This window comes from Actinosynnema sp. NPDC059335 (assembly GCF_042752395.1).
In the GTDB taxonomy this organism is placed as follows: domain Bacteria; phylum Actinomycetota; class Actinomycetes; order Mycobacteriales; family Pseudonocardiaceae; genus Actinosynnema.
In genome coordinates, this window is the sequence record NZ_JBHYXZ010000010.1 from 62,374 (window position 1) to 83,066 (window position 20,693).

The window sequence follows — 20,693 nt, forward strand, 5'->3', positions numbered from 1 at the left end:
CGGGGAGCCCGCATGAGCACCCTCGTCCTGGTGGCGCTGATCGCCGTCGCGCTCTACGCGCGGCGGCGGTTCAGACGCGCCCAAGAGCACGCCGCGGCGCACGGTCGTCCGGGCCGCGCGCGGTGGCGCGCGATGGCCGTCGTGGTGGCGCTCGTCGGCCTCCAGGTAGTCATCGGCGCCACGCCCGCCCAGGCCGCGCCGTGCGGCGAGGCCCCGAACCCGGAGCGGCCCGGCTCGGGCATGGTCGGCGCGATCGACCCGCCCATCGGCAACGGCCTGCCCGACACGCCGTACCTGACCCACGGCTACGCGGGCATGGTGTGGCACACCTACCAGGAGAAGTGCCTGGTGCCCAACGCCACCCCGGTGCTGGACACCTGGATGGGCAACGAGCTGTTCAACGTCGCCAAGAACATCGTCGGCGCGACGAACGCCCTGCACTACACGGTCGTCGGCCAGGGTCTGCTCAAGCCGCTGGACGACGCGGTCAAGGAAGGCGTCCAGCGCGTCTACGACAACGTCTACCTGCGCTGGTTCGGCCTGGTCGCGCTGATCCTCGCGGTGCTGATGTTCCGCCAGATCTGGCAGGGCGACCTGGCGTCGATCAGCAAACGGGGGCTGTGGGCGCTGGCCGCGATGTGGCTGGCCACCTCGACGCTCGCGCTGCCCCAGTTCTACGACCTGATGGACAACACCCTGGTCACCAAGACCTCGGAGATCCAGGCCGGGTTCATCGACGTGGACGAGGGCAAGGACCAGCTCGACGTGCTGCCGTCCCGGCTGCACGACTCCGTGGTCTACCAGAGCTGGCTGCGCGGCGAGTTCGGCGCGCCGGAGGCCCCGCAGGCGACGGAGTTCGGGCCGCGGCTGCTGGCCGCGCAGGCGTGGACGGTGCAGGAGCTCGCCGAGCACAAGGACGGCGACCAGGCCGCGCTGGACGCCAAGAAGGCCGAGTACAAGAACATCTACGCGCAGCTCGGCCCGACGAAGGGCTACTTCAGCGGCGACGACGGCGGCCGCACCGGCGCGGGTTTCCTGTCGCTGTTGCAGGCCATCGCGTTCTCGCTGTTCCAGCTGTTCGCCAAGGCCGCCGTGCTGCTGGCCCAGCTGCTGCTGCGGGTGCTCACGCTGACCGGCCCGCTGATCGGCCTGGTCGCGCTGATCCACCACGACCTGCTGCGCAAGGTCGCCCGCGCGGCCGGCGCGACGGTGTTCAACGTGCTGCTGCTCGCCGTGCTGGCGGGCGCGCACGCGTGGCTGCTCCAGGCGATCTTCAGTGCGACGGGGCTGTCCCTGCTGGCCCGGACGCTGCTCGGGCTGATGCTGACGGTGATCGCGTTCATGGTCGCCAAGCCGGTGCGCCGGATGTGGCAGATGGTCGAGATGTCGGTGGGCACGGTCGGCAACGCGCTGCCGATGCGCGGCGGCATCCTGTCCCGGTTCCGCAAGCGCAAGGAAGGCCCGTCGCCGCAGGAGGAGTTCTGGGACACCGTGCGCGACACGGACCCGGACGGCGTCGAGGTGCCGCAGCGCGACCGGCGGCGGGTGCGGCCCGAGGCGGCCAACCCGGTCGCGGCGACCGCGCAGCGGTTGGACCGGGCCGGGAACAGCGTCGGCGAGCTGGGCGGCGGGAACGGCGCGGCGCTGCCCGCCGCCGGGTACCGGCCGCCGGCGGCGCTGCCGTCCGGGCGGTCGCGGGTGGTCGACGCGCCGCCGATCGCGGACCGCAACTACGACCGGGTGGACGACGCGGTGCTGGTGCCGTCACGCGTCAACGGGGTCGGCCGGATCCCGGAGGCGCCGACCGGTGTGCCGGGGCCGCGCCGGGCGGAGACCGAGGTCGTGGCGGGGCGGCAGGTCCACGTGATCTACCGGCCGTCACGCGGGCTTGAGGTCAGGGACAGCTGATGCCGATCCGAACCAATCGCGGCCGCGCGGCCGTGTACCGACGCCTGTGGGGCTGGCCGTTGCGCTCGCCCCGGCACCTGGTGGCCACGATCGTGGGCGTGATCGCGCTGATCGCCACGATCAGCGTGGTCGTGCCGAACGCGATCGGCCCGAAGACGGGCGGTGGCGCGGCGGGCGCCTCGACGGTCGTCACGACCGGCGGCAGCGGCGGCAACCAGGTCGGTGTGCTGCCCACCGCCACGTCCGCCCCGCTGCCGACGAAGGCGCCCAGCCCCACCCCCGCGCCGAGTTCCGCGCCGACGTCCGCGGGCGCGCAGGCCGCCGCCGACGGGTGGGTGGACGCGTTCAGCTCGTTCCGGCCGGGCAAGACGACCAAGGAGCAGTGGCTGGCCGGGCTCGAACCGTTCACGTCGAAGGAGCTGTTCCCCCGGTTGGCCTCGATCGAGCCCGCGAACGTCCCGGTGGTGATCGACGAGGCGGTCAGGCCGATCAAGTCGTTCACCGATTCGGCGGAGTTCGAGGCGAAGCTCGAGGACGGCAAGCTCGTCGTGACCGTGGCGAAGCTCCCCGAGGGTTGGCGCGTGCACGAGTTCGACAAGGTGGGGTGACATGCTCAAGATCGGGCTCGTGGTCGCCGCCGTGGTGGCCGTGGTCGCCGTGACGGTGACCAACGGCGTGTCCACCGTCATCAACGAGAACACGCCGTCGGAGGAAGCCGTCGGCATCCGCATGGCGAGCTGCAACGCCTCCATCGGGCCGTGGGGCGGCGCCGGCGAGGAGCGCGGCCGGGCCGACGCCGACCGCCTGACCGAGGAGCAGCGCACCACCGTCGCGAACATCATCTCGATCGGCCGCAAGCGCGAGCTGCCGCCGCTGGCCTGGCAGATCGCGATCCAGGCGGGCATGACCGAGTCCGGCCTGCGCAGCCTGAACTACGGCGACCGCGACTCGCTGGGCATCTTCCAGATGCGGCCGTCGATGGGGTGGGGCACGCCCGAGCAGGTCACCGACCCCGAGTACGCGATCAACAAGTTCTACGACGTGCTGCTCAAGCTGCCGAACTGGGAGGAGCAGCGGCCCGGCGACTCGGCGCAGGACGTGGAGCGGTCGGCGTTCCCCGACCGGTACCACAAGTGGGAGGCCATGGCCGCGTTCCTGATCGGGCAGGAGGGCGACGTCACCGACCCGGCCGGCTGCGGCGAGAGCCTCGGCGACTACCTGCTCGCGTCGAACGCGGCGGCCACCGCGATCGAGTTCACCAAGCAGCAGCTCGGCGAGCCGTACCTGTGGGGCGGCAACGGGCCGGACGCCTGGGACTGCTCCGGCATCCTGGTCAAGGCGTTCGCGGCCGCCGGGGTCAAGATCCCGCGCGTCGCGAACGACCAGTACATGTCCGGCGGCGCGTACCTGCCGGTGCGCGAGGCCAAGGCCGGTGACCTGATCTTCTGGGCCACCAACCCGGCCAACCCGGTCACCGTCCACCACGTGGCGATGTACCTGGGCAACGACGAGTACATCCACGCGCCGCAGACCGGCGACGTGGTGAAGATCAGCAAGATCAACTGGGACTACCACGAGTTGATGCCGCTGGCCGTCCGGCCGGGCGTGTAGGGAGGCACGACGGTGTTCAACCACGACCCCATCCAGCGGCACGCCGGGCCGCCCGCGTCGAGCACGCCGACGCGCGACTACCTCAACACCCGGCCCCCCGGCACCGACCAGTCGTACGCGGTGCTGCCGCGGTCGCTGGTCGAGGCCATGCCGCTGCCGTGGCAGCAGCAGATGGCGCACCTGCTGGCCGACTTCCACCGCACGTACGCCCACCTCAACTGGCCGGTGTACCGGGTCGTGCCGTCCCGGGTGGAACGGCTGGTCGACCTGGACGAGGACCAGTTGGCCGAGGTCGGCGCGATCGTGGAGATCGACTCGGACGGCGAGCTGGTCTACCGGGACCGCAACGGCGCGCTGATCGACGACCCCGAGCACCGGACGGTGCTGGTGTCGGTGCTCGACCCCATCCCGGGCGAGTTCGCCAACGCCAACCAGAACACCCCGCCGCGCGGGTTCCCCCAGCCGCCGCCGGTGGTGCCGCAGCCGTCGTACCCGCAGTCGGGTCCGCTGCCCGTGCAGGGGCCGCCCGCGCCGCCGCCCCAGTGGTGAACATGACATGCGCGGTCGCGCATGGAAACCTGGGGGCATGGCTTCTGACCCGAACGCTTGGTACTACTGCCTGACCCACCGGACGGTCGAGCGCGGCGTGGGCTGCCGGGGCGGGGACCGCATGGGCCCCTACCCGGACGAGGCCACCGCGCAGCGCGCGCTGGAGCTGGCGCGGGAGCGCACGAAGGCGGAGGACAAGGCCGATAAGGAGTGGGGCAAGCGCTGAGGCCGGCTTAGGGTGCACCCCATGGTGATCCGCACCGGTCGAGCCGACCTCGACTTCGGCGGCATCCGGACCGAGTTCGGCCTGCCGGAGGAGTTCCCCGCCGACGCGCTGGCCGAGGCGCAGGCGGCGGTGGCGCGCGACCTCGGCCGGGACGACCGCGAGGACGCCACCGGGCTGCCGCTGGTCACCATCGACCCGCCGGGCGCGAAGGACCTGGACCAGGCGCTGCTCGTGGAACGGGCCGGGTCCGGGTTCCGGGTGCACTACGCGATCGCCGACCTGGGCGCGTTCGTCGTCCCCGGCGGCGCGCTGGACACCGAGGTGCGCAAGCGCGGCCAGACGCTGTACCTGCCCGACGGCAACGTGCCGCTGCACCCGCCGGTGCTGTCGGAGGGCGCGGCGAGCCTGCTGCCGGGGCAGACCCGGCCCGCGGTGCTGTGGACGTTCGACTGCGGGCCGGACGGCGAGCCGACCGCGGTGCGGGTGCGGCGGGCGCTGGTGCGCTCGACCGAGCGGTTCGACTACGAGGGCGTGCAGGCGCGGTTCGACGCGGGCACGCCCCACCCGTCGATCGAGGCGCTGCCCGACTTCGGCCGGCTGCGGCGGGAACGGGCGGTCGAGCGGGGCGCGGTCGAGCTGCAGCTGCCGGAGCAGGAGATCGTGCCCAACGGGGACGGCGACTGGAAGCTCGCGGTCCGGCCGCGCGCCGACGTGGACGCCTGGAACGCGGAGATCTCCCTGCTCACCGGCATGTCGGCGGCGAAGGTCATGCTGGAGGCGAAGGTCGGCGTGCTGCGCACCCTGCCGGACGCCGACGACGGCGCGGTGGACGCGCTGCGGCGGTCCGCGCACGCGCTGGGCGTGCCGTGGCCGGACGGCGTGACCGCGTCGCGGCTGCTCGCGGGCCTGGACCCGAGCCGGCCCGAGTCGCTGGCGCTGTTCGTGGACGCGACCCGGCTGCTGCGCGGCGCGGGGTACACGGCGTTCCACGGCGAGGTGCCCGCCGTCTCCACCCACGCGGGCCTGGGCGCGCCGTACGCGCACGTGACCGCGCCGCTGCGCCGGCTGGTGGACCGCTTCGCCACCGAGGTGTGCCTGGCCGTGACCGCCGGCCAGGACGTGCCCGCGTGGCTGCTGGAGGCGTTGCCGCAGCTGCCGGGGCTGATGGGCGGTTCCGACGCGCTGGCCGCCAAGGTCGACCGGGCGTGCCTGGACCAGGTCGAGGCGTGGGTGCTGGCCGACCGCGTGGGCCAGGAGTTCGACGCCGTGGTGCTGCGGGCCGACGCCAACGGCGCGGACGTGTTCGTCGCCCAACCGCCGGTGATGGGCCGCTGCACGGGCGAGGACCTGCCCGAGGGCGAACGGGTCGTGGTGCGGCTGGTGGAAGCCGACCCGGAGCGCCGCAAGGTCGTCTTCGAACGCCGCTGACTACCGGTCGAGCCGTCCTGCCTTCACGGCGGCCAGGAACGCGCCGGCGGACCGGTCGCCGATCAGCAGCACGCCGCCGTGGGGGTTCTTCGAGTCGCGCACGGCGCGGACGTCGTTCCCGCAGGCCAGCTCCACGCACGCTCCACCAGACGAGTTCGACCGGCTGCTCTTGCGCCACGTACCGAGCACGTCGCCTCCTCCGCGATCACGGTTGTCCCACAACCGTATCCATCAACGACATCGAAGCGGCAGGCGTCAAAGCGGTGGCGTTCATCTCGGCCATGGCCGCTTCGTACCGGCCGATGCGTTCGGGGTCGTCGATGAACAAGCCGTCGGTGAGCGTTTCGGCGTAGACCACGTTCGGCCGACCGGGCGGTGTGAGGATCGTGAACAGCGGTGCGCCGGTGCCGGCGTGCGCGCCGACGGAGGTCGGGATGACCCGGACCTCGACCACGTCCCGTCGGACCAGGTCCAGCACGTGCCGGAGCTGCTCGACCAGAACTTCGCGGCCGCCGACCGGCGTGCGCAGCACGTGCTCGTCCAGGGTCAGGCGCACCGCCGGCGGCCGTTCGGCGGTCAGCACGGCCTGCCGAGCGAGCCGGGCCTGCACCAGGCGATCGGCGTCGGAACGGCTCAACGAGCTGTTCGTGCCGATGACCGCGCGGGCGTAGCGCTCCGTCTGCACGAGACCGTGGAACAAGGCCGGTTGGTAGACCTGGATCACGGCGGCGGTCTCCTCGGCGGCGAAGAACCGACGCAGCCGGTCGGGCACCGCGCTGCCCCACGGCGTGCGCGGCTTGCGCTGCCGCGCCAGGTCGGCCAGGTGCTCCAAGTCGGCGCGCTCGGACGGGTCGACCCGGTAGGAGTCCAGCAGGTCCCGCAGCTCGGCCGGTCTGATCGACACCTGTCCGCGTTCGATGGTGCGGATCTTGGACACCGAGCAGCCGAGCGCGCGGGCCGCGTCCTCGCGTTCCAGGCCGACCTGTTCGCGGGCCCGGCGCAGCGCCTCGCCCAGTTCCGCCTTGTAGAGGACCGGGCTCGCGTCTCCGATCATGTCCCCGCTTCCTTCGGTGATCAACCGGACCAGTCTGCACCACGGCCGGTGGTCTCCCGAACCCCTCGATCGGGCGACTATTCAAAGGTTGTGGGCAAGCTTTAGCGTCCTGTCATGCCTCACAACCCACCCTCACGCGGTCGGTCGCTCGGCCGGAAGCTGCGTGAGCACCGCGAAGCGGCCGGCCTCACCGTGGAGGAACTCGCGGCGAAGGCGCGCCTCTCGCCGGCACGGCTGCGCGACATCGAGGGCGGTTCGCCGTCACCGCTCCCGCCGGACGTGCACCGCCCGTGGGGCGAGGAGGCCACCGCCCTGCTCGGCCGGCTGTGCCGCGCCGCCGACCGGATCGACACGTTCGCGCCGTTCGGGCTGCCTCCCCTCGACGGCGTGGACGCCGGGCGCTGCACCGCGTACGTGCCGGAAGGCGCGCCGGTCACCGGGGCCGACGTCACGGTCCGGGTGATCCCGGGCGACGTCGGCGCGGGCGTGGAGCGCCCCGTCACGATCTTCCACCTGCCCGGAGGCTCGTCGGTCGTCTTCTACGCCTACCCGCACGAGGCGTTCCTCACCGAGGCGTGGGACGAGGTCGAGGCGGTGCGGGCGATCTTCGACCGGCTCCACGGCCTCTCGTCCGCGGTCGCGGCGTGATCGAGCACGCCATCGGGGGCCGGCGGCGATCGCGTGTGCTGTGATGGCCTGGTGACTGATATTCGTGAGCTCACCGTCGGGGTGCTGGGCGGTACCGGTGCGCAGGGCAGGGGACTGGCGCTGCGGTGGGCCAAGGCGGGGTTGAAGGTCGTCATCGGGTCGCGTGACGCCGGGCGCGCCGAGGCCGCGGCCGAGGAGTTGCGGGCGCAGGCCGGGGTCGGGCACGTCAGCGGCGCGGACAACGAGGGCTGCGCCGCGCAGGCGGACGTGGTGCTGATCGCCGTGCCGTGGGACGGGCACGCCGACCTCGTGGCGTCGCTGCGGGAACCCCTGCGCGGCAAGGTCGTGATCGACTGCGTGAACCCCTTGGGCTTCGACAAGCAGGGCCCGTTCGCGCTGCCGGTGCCGGAGGGCAGCGCCGCCCAGCAGGCAGCCGCGCTGCTGCCCGACTCCCGCGTCACGGCCGCGTTCCACCACGTCTCCGCGGTCACCCTGGCCGACCCGACCGTCGAGTCGGTGGACGGCGACGTGCTGGTCCTCGGCGACGACCGCGAGGCCACCGACCTGGTCCGCGCGCTGGCCGACGCGGTCCCCGGCTTCCGCGGCGTCTACGGCGGCCGGCTGCGCAACGCCCACCAGGTCGAGGCGTTCACCGCCAACCTCATCGCGATCAACCGCCGGTACAAGGCGCACGCCGGCCTGAAGATCACCGACATCTGATGCTGCCCGTGGACGACCTCGGCGAGCCGGTGCCGCGGCCCGGCCCGCCGAGGCGCGTGGTCAGCCTGGTGCCGTCGCTCACCGAGGCCGTCGCGACCGTCGGGGACGCCGTCCTGATCGGCGCCACCGACTACTGCACGCACCCGCCGGAGTTGGACGTGACCCGGGTGGGCGGCTCGAAGTACCCGAAGGTGGACCGGGTGCTGGCGCTGCGGCCGGACCTGGTGCTGGCCAACAGCGAGGAGAACCGCCCGGAGGACGTGGAGCGGCTGCGTGCCGACGGCATCCCGGTGTGGGTCACGGCCGCGCCCGCCACCGTGCCCGCCGCGCTGGGCTCGCTGCGCCGCCTGCTCGGCACGGCGTGGGACGTGGAGCCGGACTGGCTGGTCGAGGCGGAACGCCGGTGGCGCGCGGTGACGCCGCCGTGGGCGCGGGCCGTGATCCCGGTGTGGCGCAAGCCGTGGGTGGCGCTGGGCCGCGACACGTTCGCGGGGGACGTGCTGCTGCGCCTGGGCGTGGTCAACGCGCTGGCCGACCACCCCGAGCGCTACCCGCGCCCCGCGTTGGCGGACCTCCAGGACGCGGACCTCGTCGTGCTGCCGGACGAGCCGTACCTGTTCACCCCGGACGACGGCCCGCAGTTCTTCCCGGACCTGCGCCCGGTGCACGTCTCCGGCCGCCACCTGACCTGGTACGGCCCGTCCCTGGTGGAGGCGAGGCCCGCGCTGGAGGCGGCACTCAGCCCTTGAACCGGTCCGTCGCCGTCAGCAACGCGCGCAGCACGCCCGGTTCGTCGAACGCGTGCCCGCCGTCGGGCACCACGACCAGCTCGGACCCCGGCCACGCCCGGTGCAGCTCCCACGCCGTGGTCGCGGGCGTGGCCACGTCGTAGCGGCCCTGCACGATCACGCCCGGGATGCCCGCGAGCCTGCCCGCGTCGCGCAGCAACTGCCCCTCCTCCAGCCACCCGCCGTGGCGGAAGTAGTGGTTCTCGATCCGCGCGAACGCCAGCGCGTACCGGGGCTCGGCGAACGCCGCCACCAGCTCGGGCCGCTCCAGCAGCGTGACCGTCGCCCCCTCCCACACGCTCCACGCCACCGCGGCGGGCTCGCGCACGGCCGGGTCCGGGTCCTCCAGCAGCCGCCCGTAGGTCTCGATCACGTCCGCGCCCTCCGGGACGCGCGCCACCACCTGCGCCCACCGCTCCGGGAACAACATCCCCGCGCCGCCGCCGTAGTACCAGTCCAGTTCCTTGCGCCGCAACGTGAACACGCCCCGCAGCACCAGCTCCGTGACGCGGTCCGGGTGGGTCTGGGCGTACGCCAGCGCGAGCGTCGAACCCCACGACCCGCCGAACACCTGCCACCGCTCGACCCCCAGGTGCTCGCGGACCTTCTCCAGGTCCGACACCAGGTGCCAGGTGGTGTTGACCGACAGGTCGGTGCCGGGGTCGGCGGCGTGCGGCAGGGACCGCCCGCACCCGCGCTGGTCCACCAGCACGATCCGGTACGCGGCCGGGTCGAACAGCCTGCGGTGCACCGGCGAGCACCCGCCGCCCGGCCCGCCGTGCAGGAACACCACGGGCTTGCCGTAGGGGTTCCCGCACACCTCCCAGTACACGCGGTTGCCGTCGCCGACGTCGATCAGGCCCTGGTCGTACGGTTCGATCTCGGGGTACATGGCACCACTGTGCCGGAGCGCGGTCAGCCGGTGATGTCCACGTCCCCGGTCAGCGACCCGGTCTGCAGCACGTGCCCGGTGAGCGTGCCGCCGTCGGCGACGGTGACCGTGTTGACGGTGTTGTTCACGATCGACGCGGCCTGCTGGTCGAACGAGGACGTCCGGTAGCCGGCGTCCCGCAGGATCCCGGCCACCGCCAGGGTGACGCGCGTGCGCAGCAGGTGCGTGTACCGCTCCACGTCGGCCTGCTGGAAGTAGCTGTGCAGCTCGACGTCCGCCGCCATCTCGCGCAGCGTCACGGAGGCGCCGTAAGCGTCGGCGTCCACGCGGGTGCCCGCCCGCGCGCGGGCACGGGGGTGGTTCGCCAGCCGGACCACCCGCGACAGCGTGCTCGCGGGCAGGAGCACGAGGTCCTTGACGGCACGCCCCACCGGCGTCCAGGGGGACGCGGGCCCGGCGTCCACGGACCGCAGCTCGGCGTTGATCGGCCGCAGCACGCACGGCGTCCACTCCAGGTACAGCGTGGACTCGTCCATCGCCACGTGCACGAAGACCGACAGCACCAGGTCGCCGTCCCAGGTCTCCAGCGAGAACCGGCGGTAGTACCGGGACCACTCCAGCGGGTGGTCGCGCAGCTCGTCGGCGTGCGCGCGGGACACGTGCGTGTACGGGGCCTCGCCCGGTCGGCGCAGGTAGTGCGCCGACACCGGGTCGGGCAGGTGGTCGACCAGGCCCTGCGCGGCGACCACGACGAAGTCGTCCACCCGCAACGCGCCGAGCCTGCCGCCGGGCGCGAGCGGCGTCGCGGCCCGCAGGTCGGACACCTTGGCGGTGATCCCCTCCAGGAGGGTCGCGGTGCTCAGGGTGACGTCGGTGCGCGACGTGCCCGACCGCTCCAGCGGCACGGCGACCGTCCACGGCTCGTGGATGTCGCCCGCGCCGACGAACGGCTGGTAGCCGCGGTGGACCAGCAGTGGCACCAGACCGTCCTCTTCGGACACGTCCGGGGCGGTGCGGACGCGGTCGCCGTGCCGCTCGGCGATGCGGGCGTGGCGGGCGGGCGCCAGCCGCAGGAGCACGCGGTCGACCGGGGGCGGCGCGGATCCGCCGGCCCGGCCGAAGCGGGCGGTCACGTGGTGGGCGATGACCAGGCGGTTGGCCAGCAGCACGGCCAGCGCCGCGCCGAGCAGCACGAGGCCGGTCACGTCCTCGAACGCGGCCTCCACGATGTCCTCGGTGTCGGCGTCGCTGCCGAACGTGGTGAGCGCCGGGCCGAGGGACAGCACGACGGTGAGCACGGTGACGCCGAGGCGGACGGGCCGGATCGGGCGCGTGCCGCGCCTGGCCCGGGCCGCGAGCCACAGCCGGATGAGCTTGGGCAGGCTCAGCAGCAGCGCCACGGTGATCCACAGCACCGCGAGCGGCATCACGAAGTAGACGGTGAGGGCCAGCAGCACCAGCACGAGCACGTCCACCACGTCGGTGCGCAGCCGTGCGGCGAGCGCTTCGGTGAGCACGGCCGCGGTGTCCACGCCGGGCGTGGGCGCGGCCGGGCGGGTCGGTACCACCAGCAGCTCCCGCAGGGCCGCGTCGGCGAAGTCGCGGCTGAGGTGGGCGGCGGCGCAGAGGTGGCGCGTGCCCTCGTCGCGGGCGGGTCCGGCGCGCCGGGCGGACCGCGTGTCGGCCAGGGCCATCTTCGGTGTCGCTCCTCAGGGGGTGTCGCTGTGGTCGATCATCGTGGCGAGCAGCCGCGCCGCCTCGGTCCAGCGGCCCGGCGGGGCCTGGACGAGCAGCACGTACTCGATGCCGCCGGTGCGCCAGTAGTGGGCGGCCGTGCGGCGCGTCTGCCCTTGCGGCGTCTCGTGCTGGAAGTCCCAGTCCACCGCGGCGACGTCACCGTGGGTGGCCCACCGGAGCGCGTGCTGCCGGTACCCGGGGCGGCGGGACGTGTCCGCGGCGGCCCGGGCGATCGTGTCGTAGAGGTCGTCGTAGCCTTCCGGAGCCGCGCCGCCGAAGCGCACCTCGACCTCCGGGTCGTCGGGGTCGCGGGCGACGGCGGTGCCCGAGCCGTTGCCGCCCGACACCTCGAACGAGTCCGGCAGCACGGTGACGAGCCCTTCCGGGCCGGTGCTCCGGGTGTACCCGGCCGGCGTGGTGCGCGTCGTGGTCGGGGTCGCGTCGGTCGGCCACTGCCACGAGGGCGTGCCGGTCGGCGTCGGGACGGGGGACTGCGCCTCCGGCGGGGGTGGCGGCTCCTCGAACCACCGGGGCACGTGGATCACCCCGAACCCCAGCGCGAGGCTCGCCAGCAGGCACGTCCCGGCGGCGGTCGCGGCGAACCGGAACGAACCGGGCGCACGCGGTGTCCTTCCCGGTCCCTTTTCACCCGGCGGCGGCTCTTCTTCGCGGTTCTCGGCTATCTTCGCGCCGAGCGGATCACTCATGGGAACCTTCTTCGGAGCGGACACGATCGGAGGTCGACGTGGAGGAAGACATCGACTCGGCGGTCGCCGCGAGGTGGGCCGAGGTGGCCGAGGCGGAACGCGCGCCCGCCGCCGTCGACCGGCTCGCGGAGCGGCTGCTGGCGGTCGCGGACACGTGTCGCTCGACCACCCGCGACGGCGAGCCGGAGATCACCAGCGCGGCGCAGTTCGTGGCGTGCGCCAGGGCGGCCGAGCGGCTCGCCCGGCTGGAACCGGTCGACCCGCACCTCGCCCGACGGGCGCGCGACCTCATCGCGCAGGTCGAGGCGCGTCGGGGTTTCCGCTGGTCGGACCCGGTGCGCACGACGGCGCTCGGGGCGGCGGCGCTGGCCGTGGCGCTCGGCGGGGCGGCGCTGGGCGGCCTTGACGAGGACGTGACGACGGTGGTCGTCAGCGCGGTCCTGGGCAGCGCGCTGCTGTTCGCGACGGTCCTCACCGCACGGCGGCCGGTGTGGCGGGTGGAGGCGGAGCTGATCACGCCGATGGTGCGGCGGCACGGGCTCTGAGCACCGGCGCGCCACGGCCCGCCACCGGACACCGGCACCCGCTGCGCATCGTCCCCGTGCATTTCGCCGCGATGGTGGCACGAGGACGCGCCGGGCCGTCCGCATTAATTCGGAGAACGGGGAGAAGTGATCAAGCCGCCGTTATTCCGGGCGGTGCGGAATTCGGCGGCCGAAAAGCACGCGGTCGCCGTGCCGACTGGAGCCGGCGCGGCGACCGCGTTCGGGTGATCAGTGGAAGGTGTGCTCGGGGCCGGGGAACCGGTGGCCCTTCACCTCGGCCGCGAACTGCTCCGCCGCCGACTTCATCACGCCCGCCACGTCGGCGTAGCGCTTCACGAACCGGGGGGCGCGCCCGCGGCGCAGGCCCATCATGTCCTGCCAGACCAGCACCTGCGCGTCGGTGTCCGGCCCCGCGCCGATGCCGACGGTCGGGATGCGCAGGTCGTGCGTGATCTGCTTGGCGACCTCGGCGGTCACCATCTCCAGCACCACGGCGAACGCGCCGGCCGCCTCGACCGCGCGCGCGTCCTCCACCACGGCGTCGAACGCGTCGCTGCGGCCCTGCACGCGGTAGCCGCCGAGCTGGTGCTCGCTCTGCGGCGTGAAGCCGACGTGCGCCATGACCGGGATGCCCGCCCGCACGATGGCCTCGATGTGCGGCGCGAAGTGCTTGCCGCCCTCCAGCTTCACCGCGTGCGCGCGGCCCTCCTTCATGAACCGCACCGCGGTCGCCACGGCCTGCTCGACCGACACCTGGTAGGAGCCGAACGGCAGGTCGGCCACGACCAGGGCCCGCTTCACGGACCGGGTCACGCCCCGGACCAGCGGGATCAGCTCGTCCACGGTGACCGGCAGCGACGTGTCGTACCCGTAGACGTTGTTGGACGCGGAGTCGCCGACGAGCAGCACCGGGATGCCCGCCTCGTCGAACAGCTCCGCGGTGTACATGTCGTAGGCGGTGAGCATGGGCCACGGCTCGCCGCGGTCCTTCAGCTCCTGCAGGTGGTGGATCCGCACCTTCTTGCCGGTGGGGGCGCTGCCCGCCCCGCTGCCGTAGGGCGCGGTTACCTCAGTCGAGGTCATCGTCGACCGTCCTCCCTCGAGGCCCGCTCCGTCGCGGGTCCCCGGGCCTTGTTGCACGGTTACCCGCCCAGCGTGACACCAGCGCAAGGGGAATTGCACGGAGTGCGAGTAGCTTCACACGGCCCGACCAGCGGCACGTCAGGCGTCGCGCAGCGCGTCGAGCACGGCCAGCGCGACCGCGTCGGGCCGGTCCACGGGCACCATGTGGCGGCTGCCCGGCACCGGCACGGTGCGCCCGGTCGGGGCCAGGGCGGCCAGCGCGACGTGCGCGGCCGACACCCGCCGACCCGCCGTGAGCACGGTGAACGGCACGGCCGGCAGCGGCCGGAACGCGCGCAGCCGCTCCACCGCGGCCACCTGCCCCGGGTAGGACGCCAGCTCGTCCAGCACGGCCCGCGCCACCGCCGGCCGCCCGTACACCGACCGCAGCGCCGCCGGCGCCGCCGGGTCGCGCCGCCCGAGCGTGGACCCGCGCATCGCCCACCGGCGCAACCGCGGCGCCAGGGTCGCCACGACCGGGTCCAGCCCGAGCCGCAGCACCCACCGGGCCACCGACGCGGACAGGTCGAACGGCCGCCCGGCGCCGGGGTGCTCCGGGTCGGGGTCCACCAGTACCAGCCCGCGCACCCGCGCCGGCCGCAGCCGCGCCCACGCCTCCACGTGCAGCGCCGCCATCGAGTGCCCCACCAGCACCGCCGACGGCACCCCGGCCAGCACGGCGTCCAGCACGGCCACCTCGCGCGCCAGCGTCGCCGGCGCGAGGGCGGGGTCGGACAGCCCCGTGCCCGGCCGGTCGAACACCAGCACGCGCGCGTCCGGCAGCAGCGCCCCCACCGCGTCCCAGTCGAACCACGCGCCGCCCAACGCCGAGCCGAGCACCACCGCGGGACCGTCGACACGCCCGGACGCGCGCACGTGCACCCGACCGGCGAGTGAGGCGACCATGGTGGACAACCCGAGTCCCCTTGGAGCGTGTCGTGGCGGTGGCCAGGTGGAAGTGGCGGACGGCGGGGGTGGTCGCGACCACCGTCCAGGCGGCGGCCGCGGCGTCACTCCTGCTGTTCCTGATCGACGAGGACTCACACCTCGCCAAGGGCATTCTCGCGGTCGCCTCGCTGCTGGGCCTACCCGTCGAGGCCAACCTGTTCATCGCCCTGGTCCTGGTGGTGCTCGGCGCGGCGCTGCGCCGGCGCAAGCGGGCCGCGCTGGGGACGTTGCTGCTGTTCGAAGCGCTCAACGTCACGGCGGTGTCGCTGTTCCTCGTCGTCTACTGGATCCACCCGCACCGGTTCCGCGGCAGCGGTCTCCCGGACGATCGCGGCGCGGTCGCCGCCGAGCTGGGCGCGTTCATCGTCGTGGGACTGGCGCTCATCGCGCTGCTGCTGGTGATCCGGGAGGCGTTCCCGGCCGAGCTGCCGCCGGGCGCGTGGCGGCAGGCGCTGGTCGTGTCGGTCACCGGCGTCCTGGCCCTGTGCCTGGTGGGCTGGGGGCTGACCGAGCTGTTCCCCGGTCACCTGCACGGCACGTGGCCGAAGCTCGTGTGGGCGGCCAACCAGATCACCGGCGAGGTCCTGCCGCAGCGCCGCGGCGGCCAGGGCCCGGACTGGCTGAGCGTCCTGCTCGGGTTCGGCGGCATGCTCGTCGCGATCGGCGCGCTGTACGTGTTCTTCCGCGGCGAGCGCTCCAGCCGGCTGCTGGACGACACCGACGAGCTGGCGGTGCGGCGGCTGCTGGCCGCGCACGGCGAGCCGGACTCGCTGGGCTACTTCGCCACCCGCCGTGACAAGAGCGTGGTGTTCGCCCCGAACGGCCGGGCCGCGCTGGCCTACCGCGTGCTCGCCGGCACCACGCTGGCCAGCGGCGACCCGATCGGCGACGAGGAGGCGTGGCCGCAGGCGGTGGCCGCGTGGCTGGCCGAGGCGCGGCGGTACGGCTGGCTGCCCGGCGTGCTGGGCGCGAGCGAACGCGGCGCGCACGTGTACGCGGCGGCGGGCCTGAAGGCGTTGGAGATCGGCGACGAGGCCGTGCTGGACGTGCGCGAGTTCAGCCTGGCCGGGCCGGAGCGGCGGGCCGTGCGGCAGGCGGTGAGCCGGGTGGAACGCGCCGGGTACACCGCCCGCGTGCGGCGGCACGCCGAGATCCCGGCCGACGAGCTGGCGTCGATCCTCGACCTGGCGCAGCGGTGGCGCGGCGCGGCCACCGAACGCGGGTTCTCCATGGCGCTGGGCAGGCTGGGCGACCCGGCCGACGGCCGGTGCGTGATGGTCGAGGCGTACGACGCGGACGGCGACCTGCGCGGCCTGCTGTCGTTCGTGCCGTGGGGCAGGCGCGGGTTGTCGCTCGACCTGATGCGCCGCGACCGGGCGGCGGAGAACGGCCTGAACGAGTTCATGGTCGCCGAGCTGGTGGCCGCCGCCGCGCGGCTGGGCGTGCAGCGGGTGTCGTTGAACTTCGCCATGTTCCGCGCGGTGTTCGAGGAGGGCGCGCGGATCGGCGCGGGACCGGTGCTGCGGACGTGGCGGGGCGTGCTGGGCCTCGCGTCCCGCTTCTTCCAGCTGGAGTCGCTGTACCGGTCCAACGCCAAGTACGGCCCGGCGTGGCTGCCCCGCTACCTGTGCTTCGCCCGCGCCCGCCACCTGCCGCGGGTGAGCGTCGCGGCCGGGGTCGCCGAGGGGTTCGTGCCGAGCCTGCGGTCGCTGTTCCGGCGGGGTTCGTCCCGCGCGCTGCGCCACGACCAGGCGGACACGGACTTCGCCGCCGCCGTGGCCGGGATCGACGCGATCAAGGTCGAGCCGAGGCAGCCGCGCCGCCCGGAGCAGGTGCGGGTCCGCATCGCCAAGCTGGACCGGCTGCGCGCCGACGGCATCGACCCCTACCCGGTGGCCTACCCGCGCGACCACTCCCTCGCGCAGGCCCGGGAACTGCTCGGCGAGACCGTCTCGGTGGCCGGCCGGGTGGTGGCGCTGCGCGAGCTGGGCGGCCTGGTCTTCGCGCGGGTCCGGGACTTCACCGGCGAGTTGCAGCTCATGCTGGACGCCTCGCGCGTGGACCTGGCCGCGTGGAAGGCGGGCGTCGACCTGGGCGACCACGTGGGCGTGCGCGGCGAGGTCGTCCGGTCCCGGCGGGGTGAGCTGTCCGTGCTCGCCGACGAGTGGACCGTGACGGCCAAGTGCCTGCACCCGATGCCGGACAAGCGCAAGGGCCTGGCCGACCCGGAGACCCGCGTGCGCCGGCGGTACCTCGACCTCGCGGTGAACCCGGACTCGGCGCGGATGCTGCGGCTGCGCAGCGACGTCGTGCGCGCCCTCCGCGACTTCCTGCACGGCCGCGGCTACCTGGAGGTCGAGACGCCGATGCTCCAGACCGTGCACGGCGGCGCGACCGCCCGGCCGTTCGTCACCCACATCAACGCCTACGACATGCGCATGTACCTGCGCATCGCGCCGGAGCTGTACCTGAAGCGGCTGTGCGTGGCGGGCGTGGACCGGGTGTTCGAGCTGAACCGCAACTTCCGCAACGAGGGCGCGGACGCCACCCACAACCCCGAGTTCACGATGCTGGAGGCGTACCAGTCCTACGCCGACTACACCACGATGCGGCACCTGGTGCGGGAACTCGTGCAGCACGCGGCCGTGGCCGCCCACGGCCGCCCGGTCGCGGTGCGCGACGGCGTGGAGGTCGACATCTCGGGCGACTGGCCGGTGGTCGGCGTCCACGCCGCCGTCTCCGCCGCGCTGTCCGCGACCGTCACGCCGGACACCCCGGTGGCGGAGCTGCGGGCGTTGCTGGCGCGGCACGGCATCGACGCGGACGAGGACGCCGACCACGGCGCGCTGGTGCAGGAGGCGTACGAGGAGCTGATCGAGCCCAACACCGCCGGGCCGACCTTCTACACCGACTTCCCGACCTCGGTGTCGCCGCTGACCCGGCCGCACCGCGCCGACCCCCGGCTGGCCGAGCGCTGGGACCTGGTCGCGTTCGGCGCGGAGATCGGCACGGCCTACTCGGAGCTGACCGACCCGCTGGAGCAGCGCCGCAGGCTGGAGGCGCAGTCGGTGCGGGCGGCCAGCGGCGACGTGGAGGCGATGGAGCTGGACGAGGACTTCCTCGACGCCCTGGAGCACGGCATGCCGCCCACCGGCGGTCTGGGGGTGGGCGTGGACCGGGTGCTGATGATGCTCACCGGCGCGTCGATCCGGCAGACCGTGCTGTTCCCGTTCGTCAGGCCCGTCTCGTGAGCAGGCCGGCGCGGGCCCGCAGGTCCGCGGTGGCGGCGTCCAGCTCGACGGGGTCGGTGATGGTGGTGTTGCCCTCGTAGGTCACGCCGTCCGGCACGGCGTCGCTGCCGACCGGGTCGGCGTCGAAGAAGTTGCCGCGGTAGGCGACGTGCTCCAGCGGCGGGTTGACGTGCAGCACGGCCGTGTTGTCGGCGCGGGCGACCAGGTTGCCCTCGACGGTGACCCACGTGGCCCCGTAGTCGGTGTAGAGGCCGAAGTTGTACGGCGTGCGGGTGTCCTCGATGACGTTGCCGCTGATCACCGCGCCGGTGGCGGCGGAGTCGCCCTGCGGGCCGGACAGGTAGACGCCGCCGCCGTCGGCGAGCACGCCCATCGCCCGGGTCACGAGGTTGCCGGTGATGCGGGTGCCGCCGCGCGACGGGCCGGCGACGATCCCGTTGTGCGGCACGTCGTGCACGTGGTTGTGCGCGATCACGCCGTCCTCGGTGTGCAGGAACGTGATGCCGGCCGAGCCGGAGTGGTCCAGCCCGACGTGCCCGACGAGGTTGTCCTCGACCAGCGCCTTGCGCGTGCCGGTGACGGCGATGGCGGACGCGGCGAGGGTGTCGAAGTCGCAGCCGCGCACCACGAGGTCCGCGCCGCCGGTCGCGCCGAGCCCGGTCGCGCCCAGCCGGGTGAACCGGCAGCCCTCGAACCGCACGCCGGTCGTGCCGTGCAGCTGCACGGCGGCGGGGATCTGCGCCGCTTCCCCGGGCACGGTCAGCCACGCGCCCTCGGCCACGTCGACCCGCCCGATCGCGCCGCCGTCGTGGAAGCCGTTCGCGTGGTAGTGCAGGAACCCCCGGTCGCCGGCCGGTCGCAGCCACGTGGTGTCGGCGAAGGTCAGGCCCCGGAACGCCACGTCCCGCACGCCGGTGGCCCGCACCAGCACCTCCAGCACGGGCGCGACGACGTGCGGCTCGTCCTCGTCCGGGCGCGGGAGGTAGTGCAGGACGTGCCGCGCGCGATCCAGGGCGAACGTGCCGGGGGTCAGGAACGCGGGGTCGTTCTCGACCCGGGTCGGCTCGGGCAGGCCGGTGGAGGCGTGGCCGTCCCACTCGGAGTTGTAGACCTCGCGCGACCAGGCGAACGCGGGCTGCGCCATGGTGATCTCGCCGTCCGGGGTGGCGGCCGCGACCGCCGCACGCGCTTCGGTCCACGGGTAGACGCCCCGGTGCACGAACTCGACGCCCGCCGGGCTGCGCCAGTCCAGCGTCGCGTCCGTGACGTACCCGGTGTCCGTGCGGCGGACCGTGCCGGGCAGCCCGTCGATCCCCGCGCGCTCGACCCGCCGCCCGTCCACCACGAGGTGGCGGGTGACGAGGTCGTCGACCTCGGCCAGCCACACGCCGTCCGGCCCTCGCTGCCCGGTGAGCGTTCGCCCGCCGCTGACGACGACCTCCTCCTGCGCGTCGGTGCCGTAGCCGAACGCCTGGTAGACGACCCGCGAGTCCTCCTCGGACAGCTCGAACGGCTCGGTGAGCGGGTGCGTGCCCGCCCGGAGGTGCACGGTGACGTCACCACCCGCGTCCCGGGCCGCCGCCCTGGCGCGGTCCAGCGTGGCGAACGGCCGCTCGGCGGTGCCCGGTGCTGCGTCGTCCCCGGTCGGGGAGACGTGGAACTCGACCATGACCACATCCTTAGCTGTTTATGCCGTAAACAGACCGGATGTATATCATGGGCGCGGAGGTGCGTGATGGGGAAAGCCGGCGATCCGGACCGCTCGGTCGAGCTGCTGTGGGACGGGCGGCCGGGGCTGAGCCTGCCCGCGATCGTGGCCGCGGCGATCGAGGTGGCCGACGCGGAGGGCCTGGCCGGGCTGTCCATGCGCAAGGTCGCCGAACGGCTCGGCTTCACCACCATGTCGCTGTACCGCCACGTGCCCGGCCGCGCGCACCTGGTCGACCTCATGCGGGACGCGGTGCTGGGCGACCCGCCCGCGCCACCGGCGGACCTCCGGTGGCGCGCCCGGCTGGAGGTGTTCGCCCGGCACGCCTGGGAACTGCGGAAACGTCACCCGTGGCTGGCCGAGGAGCGCGGTGCCCGGCACGTGCCCGGACCGAACGCGCTGGCCCACTTCGAGCACGCGCTGGCGATCCTCGCCGACACCGGCCTGACCCCGGCCGAGGTGGTCGCGTCCGTCGGCCTGGTCGCCCGCTTCGTGGACGCCGAGGCGGCGGCGCTGGTCGAGGCGGCGCGGGCGGAGCGGGACACCGGGGTGGGCGACGAGGAGTGGTGGGGCGCGCGGGACTCGCTGTACGCCCACTTCCACGCCTTCCCGACGTTGACCCGACTGTGGGAGGCGGGTGGCTTCGACGAGTCCGACCCGTTCGGCTTCGGCCTGGCCCGGGTGCTCGACGGCATCGAGATCCTGATCGAGCGGCGTGAGGTAAAGCGTGATGAAACGTGCCGGGTGTGTGGCGCGCCGGTCGAGCAGCCGGCGTCCGGGCGGCCCCGCGCCTACTGCTCGCGCGCCTGCCAGCAACGCGCCTACCGCCACCGCCGGTCGACGTGAGCCGC

The 20,693-nt window shown here is 74.0% G+C and carries 20 protein-coding genes; 12 read left to right on the forward strand and 8 right to left on the reverse strand.

What is annotated here, in order from left to right; genetic code table 11:
• Positions 1–12: 12 nt before the first annotated feature.
• Genes ACFXGA_RS05185 through ACFXGA_RS05210 form a run of 6 tightly spaced genes read left to right on the forward strand, consistent with a single transcriptional unit; the run spans position 13 to position 5,722 of the window.
• Positions 13–1,908 carry a hypothetical protein gene (locus ACFXGA_RS05185; RefSeq protein ID WP_378084538.1) on the forward strand — a complete coding sequence of 632 codons (1,896 nt, stop codon included), beginning with the start codon at positions 13–15 and terminating at the stop codon, positions 1,906–1,908.
• Positions 1,908–2,516, forward strand: a complete 609-nt coding sequence (locus ACFXGA_RS05190; protein ID WP_378084540.1) for a hypothetical protein — start codon at positions 1,908–1,910, stop codon at positions 2,514–2,516. The genes ACFXGA_RS05185 and ACFXGA_RS05190 overlap by 1 nt, the downstream gene beginning before the upstream one ends.
• A gap of 1 nt (position 2,517) precedes the next feature.
• Positions 2,518–3,519, forward strand: a complete 1,002-nt coding sequence (locus ACFXGA_RS05195) for a C40 family peptidase (RefSeq protein WP_378084542.1) — start codon at positions 2,518–2,520, stop codon at positions 3,517–3,519.
• A gap of 12 nt (positions 3,520–3,531) precedes the next feature.
• Positions 3,532–4,068 carry a hypothetical protein gene (locus ACFXGA_RS05200; RefSeq protein WP_378084544.1) on the forward strand — a complete coding sequence of 179 codons (537 nt, stop codon included), beginning with the start codon at positions 3,532–3,534 and terminating at the stop codon, positions 4,066–4,068.
• 37 nt (positions 4,069–4,105) lie between these two features.
• Positions 4,106–4,294, forward strand: coding sequence for a hypothetical protein (locus ACFXGA_RS05205; protein ID WP_141978995.1), 189 nt, complete (start codon positions 4,106–4,108; stop codon positions 4,292–4,294).
• 21 nt (positions 4,295–4,315) lie between these two features.
• Positions 4,316–5,722 carry an RNB domain-containing ribonuclease gene (locus ACFXGA_RS05210; RefSeq protein ID WP_378084546.1) on the forward strand — a complete coding sequence of 469 codons (1,407 nt, stop codon included), beginning with the start codon at positions 4,316–4,318 and terminating at the stop codon, positions 5,720–5,722.
• On the opposite strand, the gene ACFXGA_RS05215 is transcribed toward ACFXGA_RS05210, so the two are convergent.
• Positions 5,723–5,911 (reverse strand): DUF397 domain-containing protein, encoded by a 189-nt coding sequence (locus tag ACFXGA_RS05215; protein WP_378084548.1) that lies wholly within the window; start codon positions 5,909–5,911, stop codon positions 5,723–5,725.
• 16 nt (positions 5,912–5,927) lie between these two features.
• The gene (locus ACFXGA_RS05220) at positions 5,928–6,776 is read right to left on the reverse strand and encodes a helix-turn-helix domain-containing protein (protein WP_378084550.1); all 849 of its coding nucleotides are present in this window, start codon (positions 6,774–6,776) and stop codon (positions 5,928–5,930) included.
• 114 nt (positions 6,777–6,890) lie between these two features.
• Here ACFXGA_RS05220 and ACFXGA_RS05225 point away from each other — a divergent pair, with 114 nt between their 5' ends.
• From ACFXGA_RS05225 to ACFXGA_RS05235, 3 genes are read left to right on the forward strand one after another with little or no spacing between them, the layout of a single operon-like run.
• Complete coding sequence (locus ACFXGA_RS05225; protein WP_378084552.1) at positions 6,891–7,424, forward strand: Scr1 family TA system antitoxin-like transcriptional regulator; 534 nt, start codon at positions 6,891–6,893, stop codon at positions 7,422–7,424.
• A 51-nt stretch (positions 7,425–7,475) separates the two neighbouring features.
• Positions 7,476–8,144, forward strand: a complete 669-nt coding sequence (gene npdG, locus ACFXGA_RS05230) for an NADPH-dependent F420 reductase (RefSeq protein WP_378084554.1) — start codon at positions 7,476–7,478, stop codon at positions 8,142–8,144.
• On the forward strand, positions 8,144–8,893 hold the full coding sequence (locus ACFXGA_RS05235; protein ID WP_378084555.1) for a helical backbone metal receptor: 750 nt from the start codon (positions 8,144–8,146) through the stop codon (positions 8,891–8,893). The genes npdG and ACFXGA_RS05235 overlap by 1 nt, the downstream gene beginning before the upstream one ends.
• On the opposite strand, the gene pip is transcribed toward ACFXGA_RS05235, so the two are convergent.
• Genes pip through ACFXGA_RS05250 form a run of 3 tightly spaced genes read right to left on the reverse strand, consistent with a single transcriptional unit; the run spans position 8,883 to position 12,268 of the window.
• On the reverse strand, positions 8,883–9,824 hold the full coding sequence (gene pip / locus ACFXGA_RS05240) for a prolyl aminopeptidase (protein ID WP_378084557.1): 942 nt from the start codon (positions 9,822–9,824) through the stop codon (positions 8,883–8,885). The genes ACFXGA_RS05235 and pip overlap by 11 nt on opposite strands.
• 23 nt (positions 9,825–9,847) lie before the next feature.
• Positions 9,848–11,518: a hypothetical protein gene (locus ACFXGA_RS05245; RefSeq protein ID WP_378084559.1), complete on the reverse strand. Its 1,671-nt coding sequence runs from the start codon at positions 11,516–11,518 to the stop codon at positions 9,848–9,850.
• Between the two features lie 15 nt (positions 11,519–11,533).
• Positions 11,534–12,268, reverse strand: a complete 735-nt coding sequence (locus ACFXGA_RS05250) for a hypothetical protein (protein ID WP_378084560.1) — start codon at positions 12,266–12,268, stop codon at positions 11,534–11,536.
• 38 nt (positions 12,269–12,306) lie between these two features.
• On the opposite strand from ACFXGA_RS05250, the gene ACFXGA_RS05255 reads away from it, so the two are divergent.
• Positions 12,307–12,813 carry a hypothetical protein gene (locus tag ACFXGA_RS05255; protein WP_378084562.1) on the forward strand — a complete coding sequence of 169 codons (507 nt, stop codon included), beginning with the start codon at positions 12,307–12,309 and terminating at the stop codon, positions 12,811–12,813.
• A 228-nt stretch (positions 12,814–13,041) separates the two neighbouring features.
• Here ACFXGA_RS05255 and panB read toward each other — a convergent pair whose 3' ends face one another.
• Positions 13,042–13,896, reverse strand: a complete 855-nt coding sequence (gene panB / locus ACFXGA_RS05260; RefSeq protein WP_378084563.1) for a 3-methyl-2-oxobutanoate hydroxymethyltransferase — start codon at positions 13,894–13,896, stop codon at positions 13,042–13,044.
• A gap of 138 nt (positions 13,897–14,034) precedes the next feature.
• Positions 14,035–14,841, reverse strand: a complete 807-nt coding sequence (locus ACFXGA_RS05265; RefSeq protein ID WP_378084565.1) for an alpha/beta fold hydrolase — start codon at positions 14,839–14,841, stop codon at positions 14,035–14,037.
• Between the two features lie 32 nt (positions 14,842–14,873).
• Between ACFXGA_RS05265 and lysX the strand changes: the two genes are divergently transcribed.
• Positions 14,874–18,134, forward strand: coding sequence for a bifunctional lysylphosphatidylglycerol synthetase/lysine--tRNA ligase LysX (gene lysX / locus ACFXGA_RS05270; protein WP_378084566.1), 3,261 nt, complete (start codon positions 14,874–14,876; stop codon positions 18,132–18,134).
• On the opposite strand, the gene ACFXGA_RS05275 is transcribed toward lysX, so the two are convergent.
• Positions 18,118–19,803 (reverse strand): right-handed parallel beta-helix repeat-containing protein, encoded by a 1,686-nt coding sequence (locus ACFXGA_RS05275; RefSeq protein WP_378084568.1) that lies wholly within the window; start codon positions 19,801–19,803, stop codon positions 18,118–18,120. The two genes, lysX and ACFXGA_RS05275, sit on opposite strands and share 17 nt — an antisense overlap.
• Positions 19,804–19,869: 66 nt before the next feature.
• On the opposite strand from ACFXGA_RS05275, the gene ACFXGA_RS05280 reads away from it, so the two are divergent.
• Positions 19,870–20,688, forward strand: coding sequence for a TetR/AcrR family transcriptional regulator C-terminal domain-containing protein (locus ACFXGA_RS05280; protein WP_378084569.1), 819 nt, complete (start codon positions 19,870–19,872; stop codon positions 20,686–20,688).
• Positions 20,689–20,693: the final 5 nt, after the last annotated feature.

Excerpts from the sequence above, each read along its gene's own strand:
- ACFXGA_RS05185 (WP_378084538.1), top strand. The coding sequence starts at position 13 with ATGAGCACCCTCGTCCTGGTGGCGCTGATCGCCGTCGCGCTCTACGCG.
- ACFXGA_RS05190 (WP_378084540.1), top strand. The coding sequence starts at position 1,908 with ATGCCGATCCGAACCAATCGCGGCCGCGCGGCCGTGTACCGACGCCTG.
- ACFXGA_RS05195 (WP_378084542.1), top strand. The coding sequence starts at position 2,518 with ATGCTCAAGATCGGGCTCGTGGTCGCCGCCGTGGTGGCCGTGGTCGCC.
- ACFXGA_RS05205 (WP_141978995.1), top strand. The coding sequence starts at position 4,106 with ATGGCTTCTGACCCGAACGCTTGGTACTACTGCCTGACCCACCGGACG.
- ACFXGA_RS05210 (WP_378084546.1), top strand. The coding sequence starts at position 4,316 with ATGGTGATCCGCACCGGTCGAGCCGACCTCGACTTCGGCGGCATCCGG.
- ACFXGA_RS05220 (WP_378084550.1), bottom strand. The coding sequence starts at position 6,776 with ATGATCGGAGACGCGAGCCCGGTCCTCTACAAGGCGGAACTGGGCGAG.
- ACFXGA_RS05225 (WP_378084552.1), top strand. The coding sequence starts at position 6,891 with ATGCCTCACAACCCACCCTCACGCGGTCGGTCGCTCGGCCGGAAGCTG.
- ACFXGA_RS05235 (WP_378084555.1), top strand. The coding sequence starts at position 8,144 with ATGCTGCCCGTGGACGACCTCGGCGAGCCGGTGCCGCGGCCCGGCCCG.
- pip (WP_378084557.1), bottom strand. The coding sequence starts at position 9,824 with ATGTACCCCGAGATCGAACCGTACGACCAGGGCCTGATCGACGTCGGC.
- ACFXGA_RS05245 (WP_378084559.1), bottom strand. The coding sequence starts at position 11,518 with ATGGCCCTGGCCGACACGCGGTCCGCCCGGCGCGCCGGACCCGCCCGC.
- ACFXGA_RS05250 (WP_378084560.1), bottom strand. The coding sequence starts at position 12,268 with ATGAGTGATCCGCTCGGCGCGAAGATAGCCGAGAACCGCGAAGAAGAG.
- panB (WP_378084563.1), bottom strand. The coding sequence starts at position 13,896 with ATGACCTCGACTGAGGTAACCGCGCCCTACGGCAGCGGGGCGGGCAGC.
- ACFXGA_RS05265 (WP_378084565.1), bottom strand. The coding sequence starts at position 14,841 with ATGGTCGCCTCACTCGCCGGTCGGGTGCACGTGCGCGCGTCCGGGCGT.
- ACFXGA_RS05275 (WP_378084568.1), bottom strand. The coding sequence starts at position 19,803 with ATGGTCGAGTTCCACGTCTCCCCGACCGGGGACGACGCAGCACCGGGC.
- ACFXGA_RS05280 (WP_378084569.1), top strand. The coding sequence starts at position 19,870 with ATGGGGAAAGCCGGCGATCCGGACCGCTCGGTCGAGCTGCTGTGGGAC.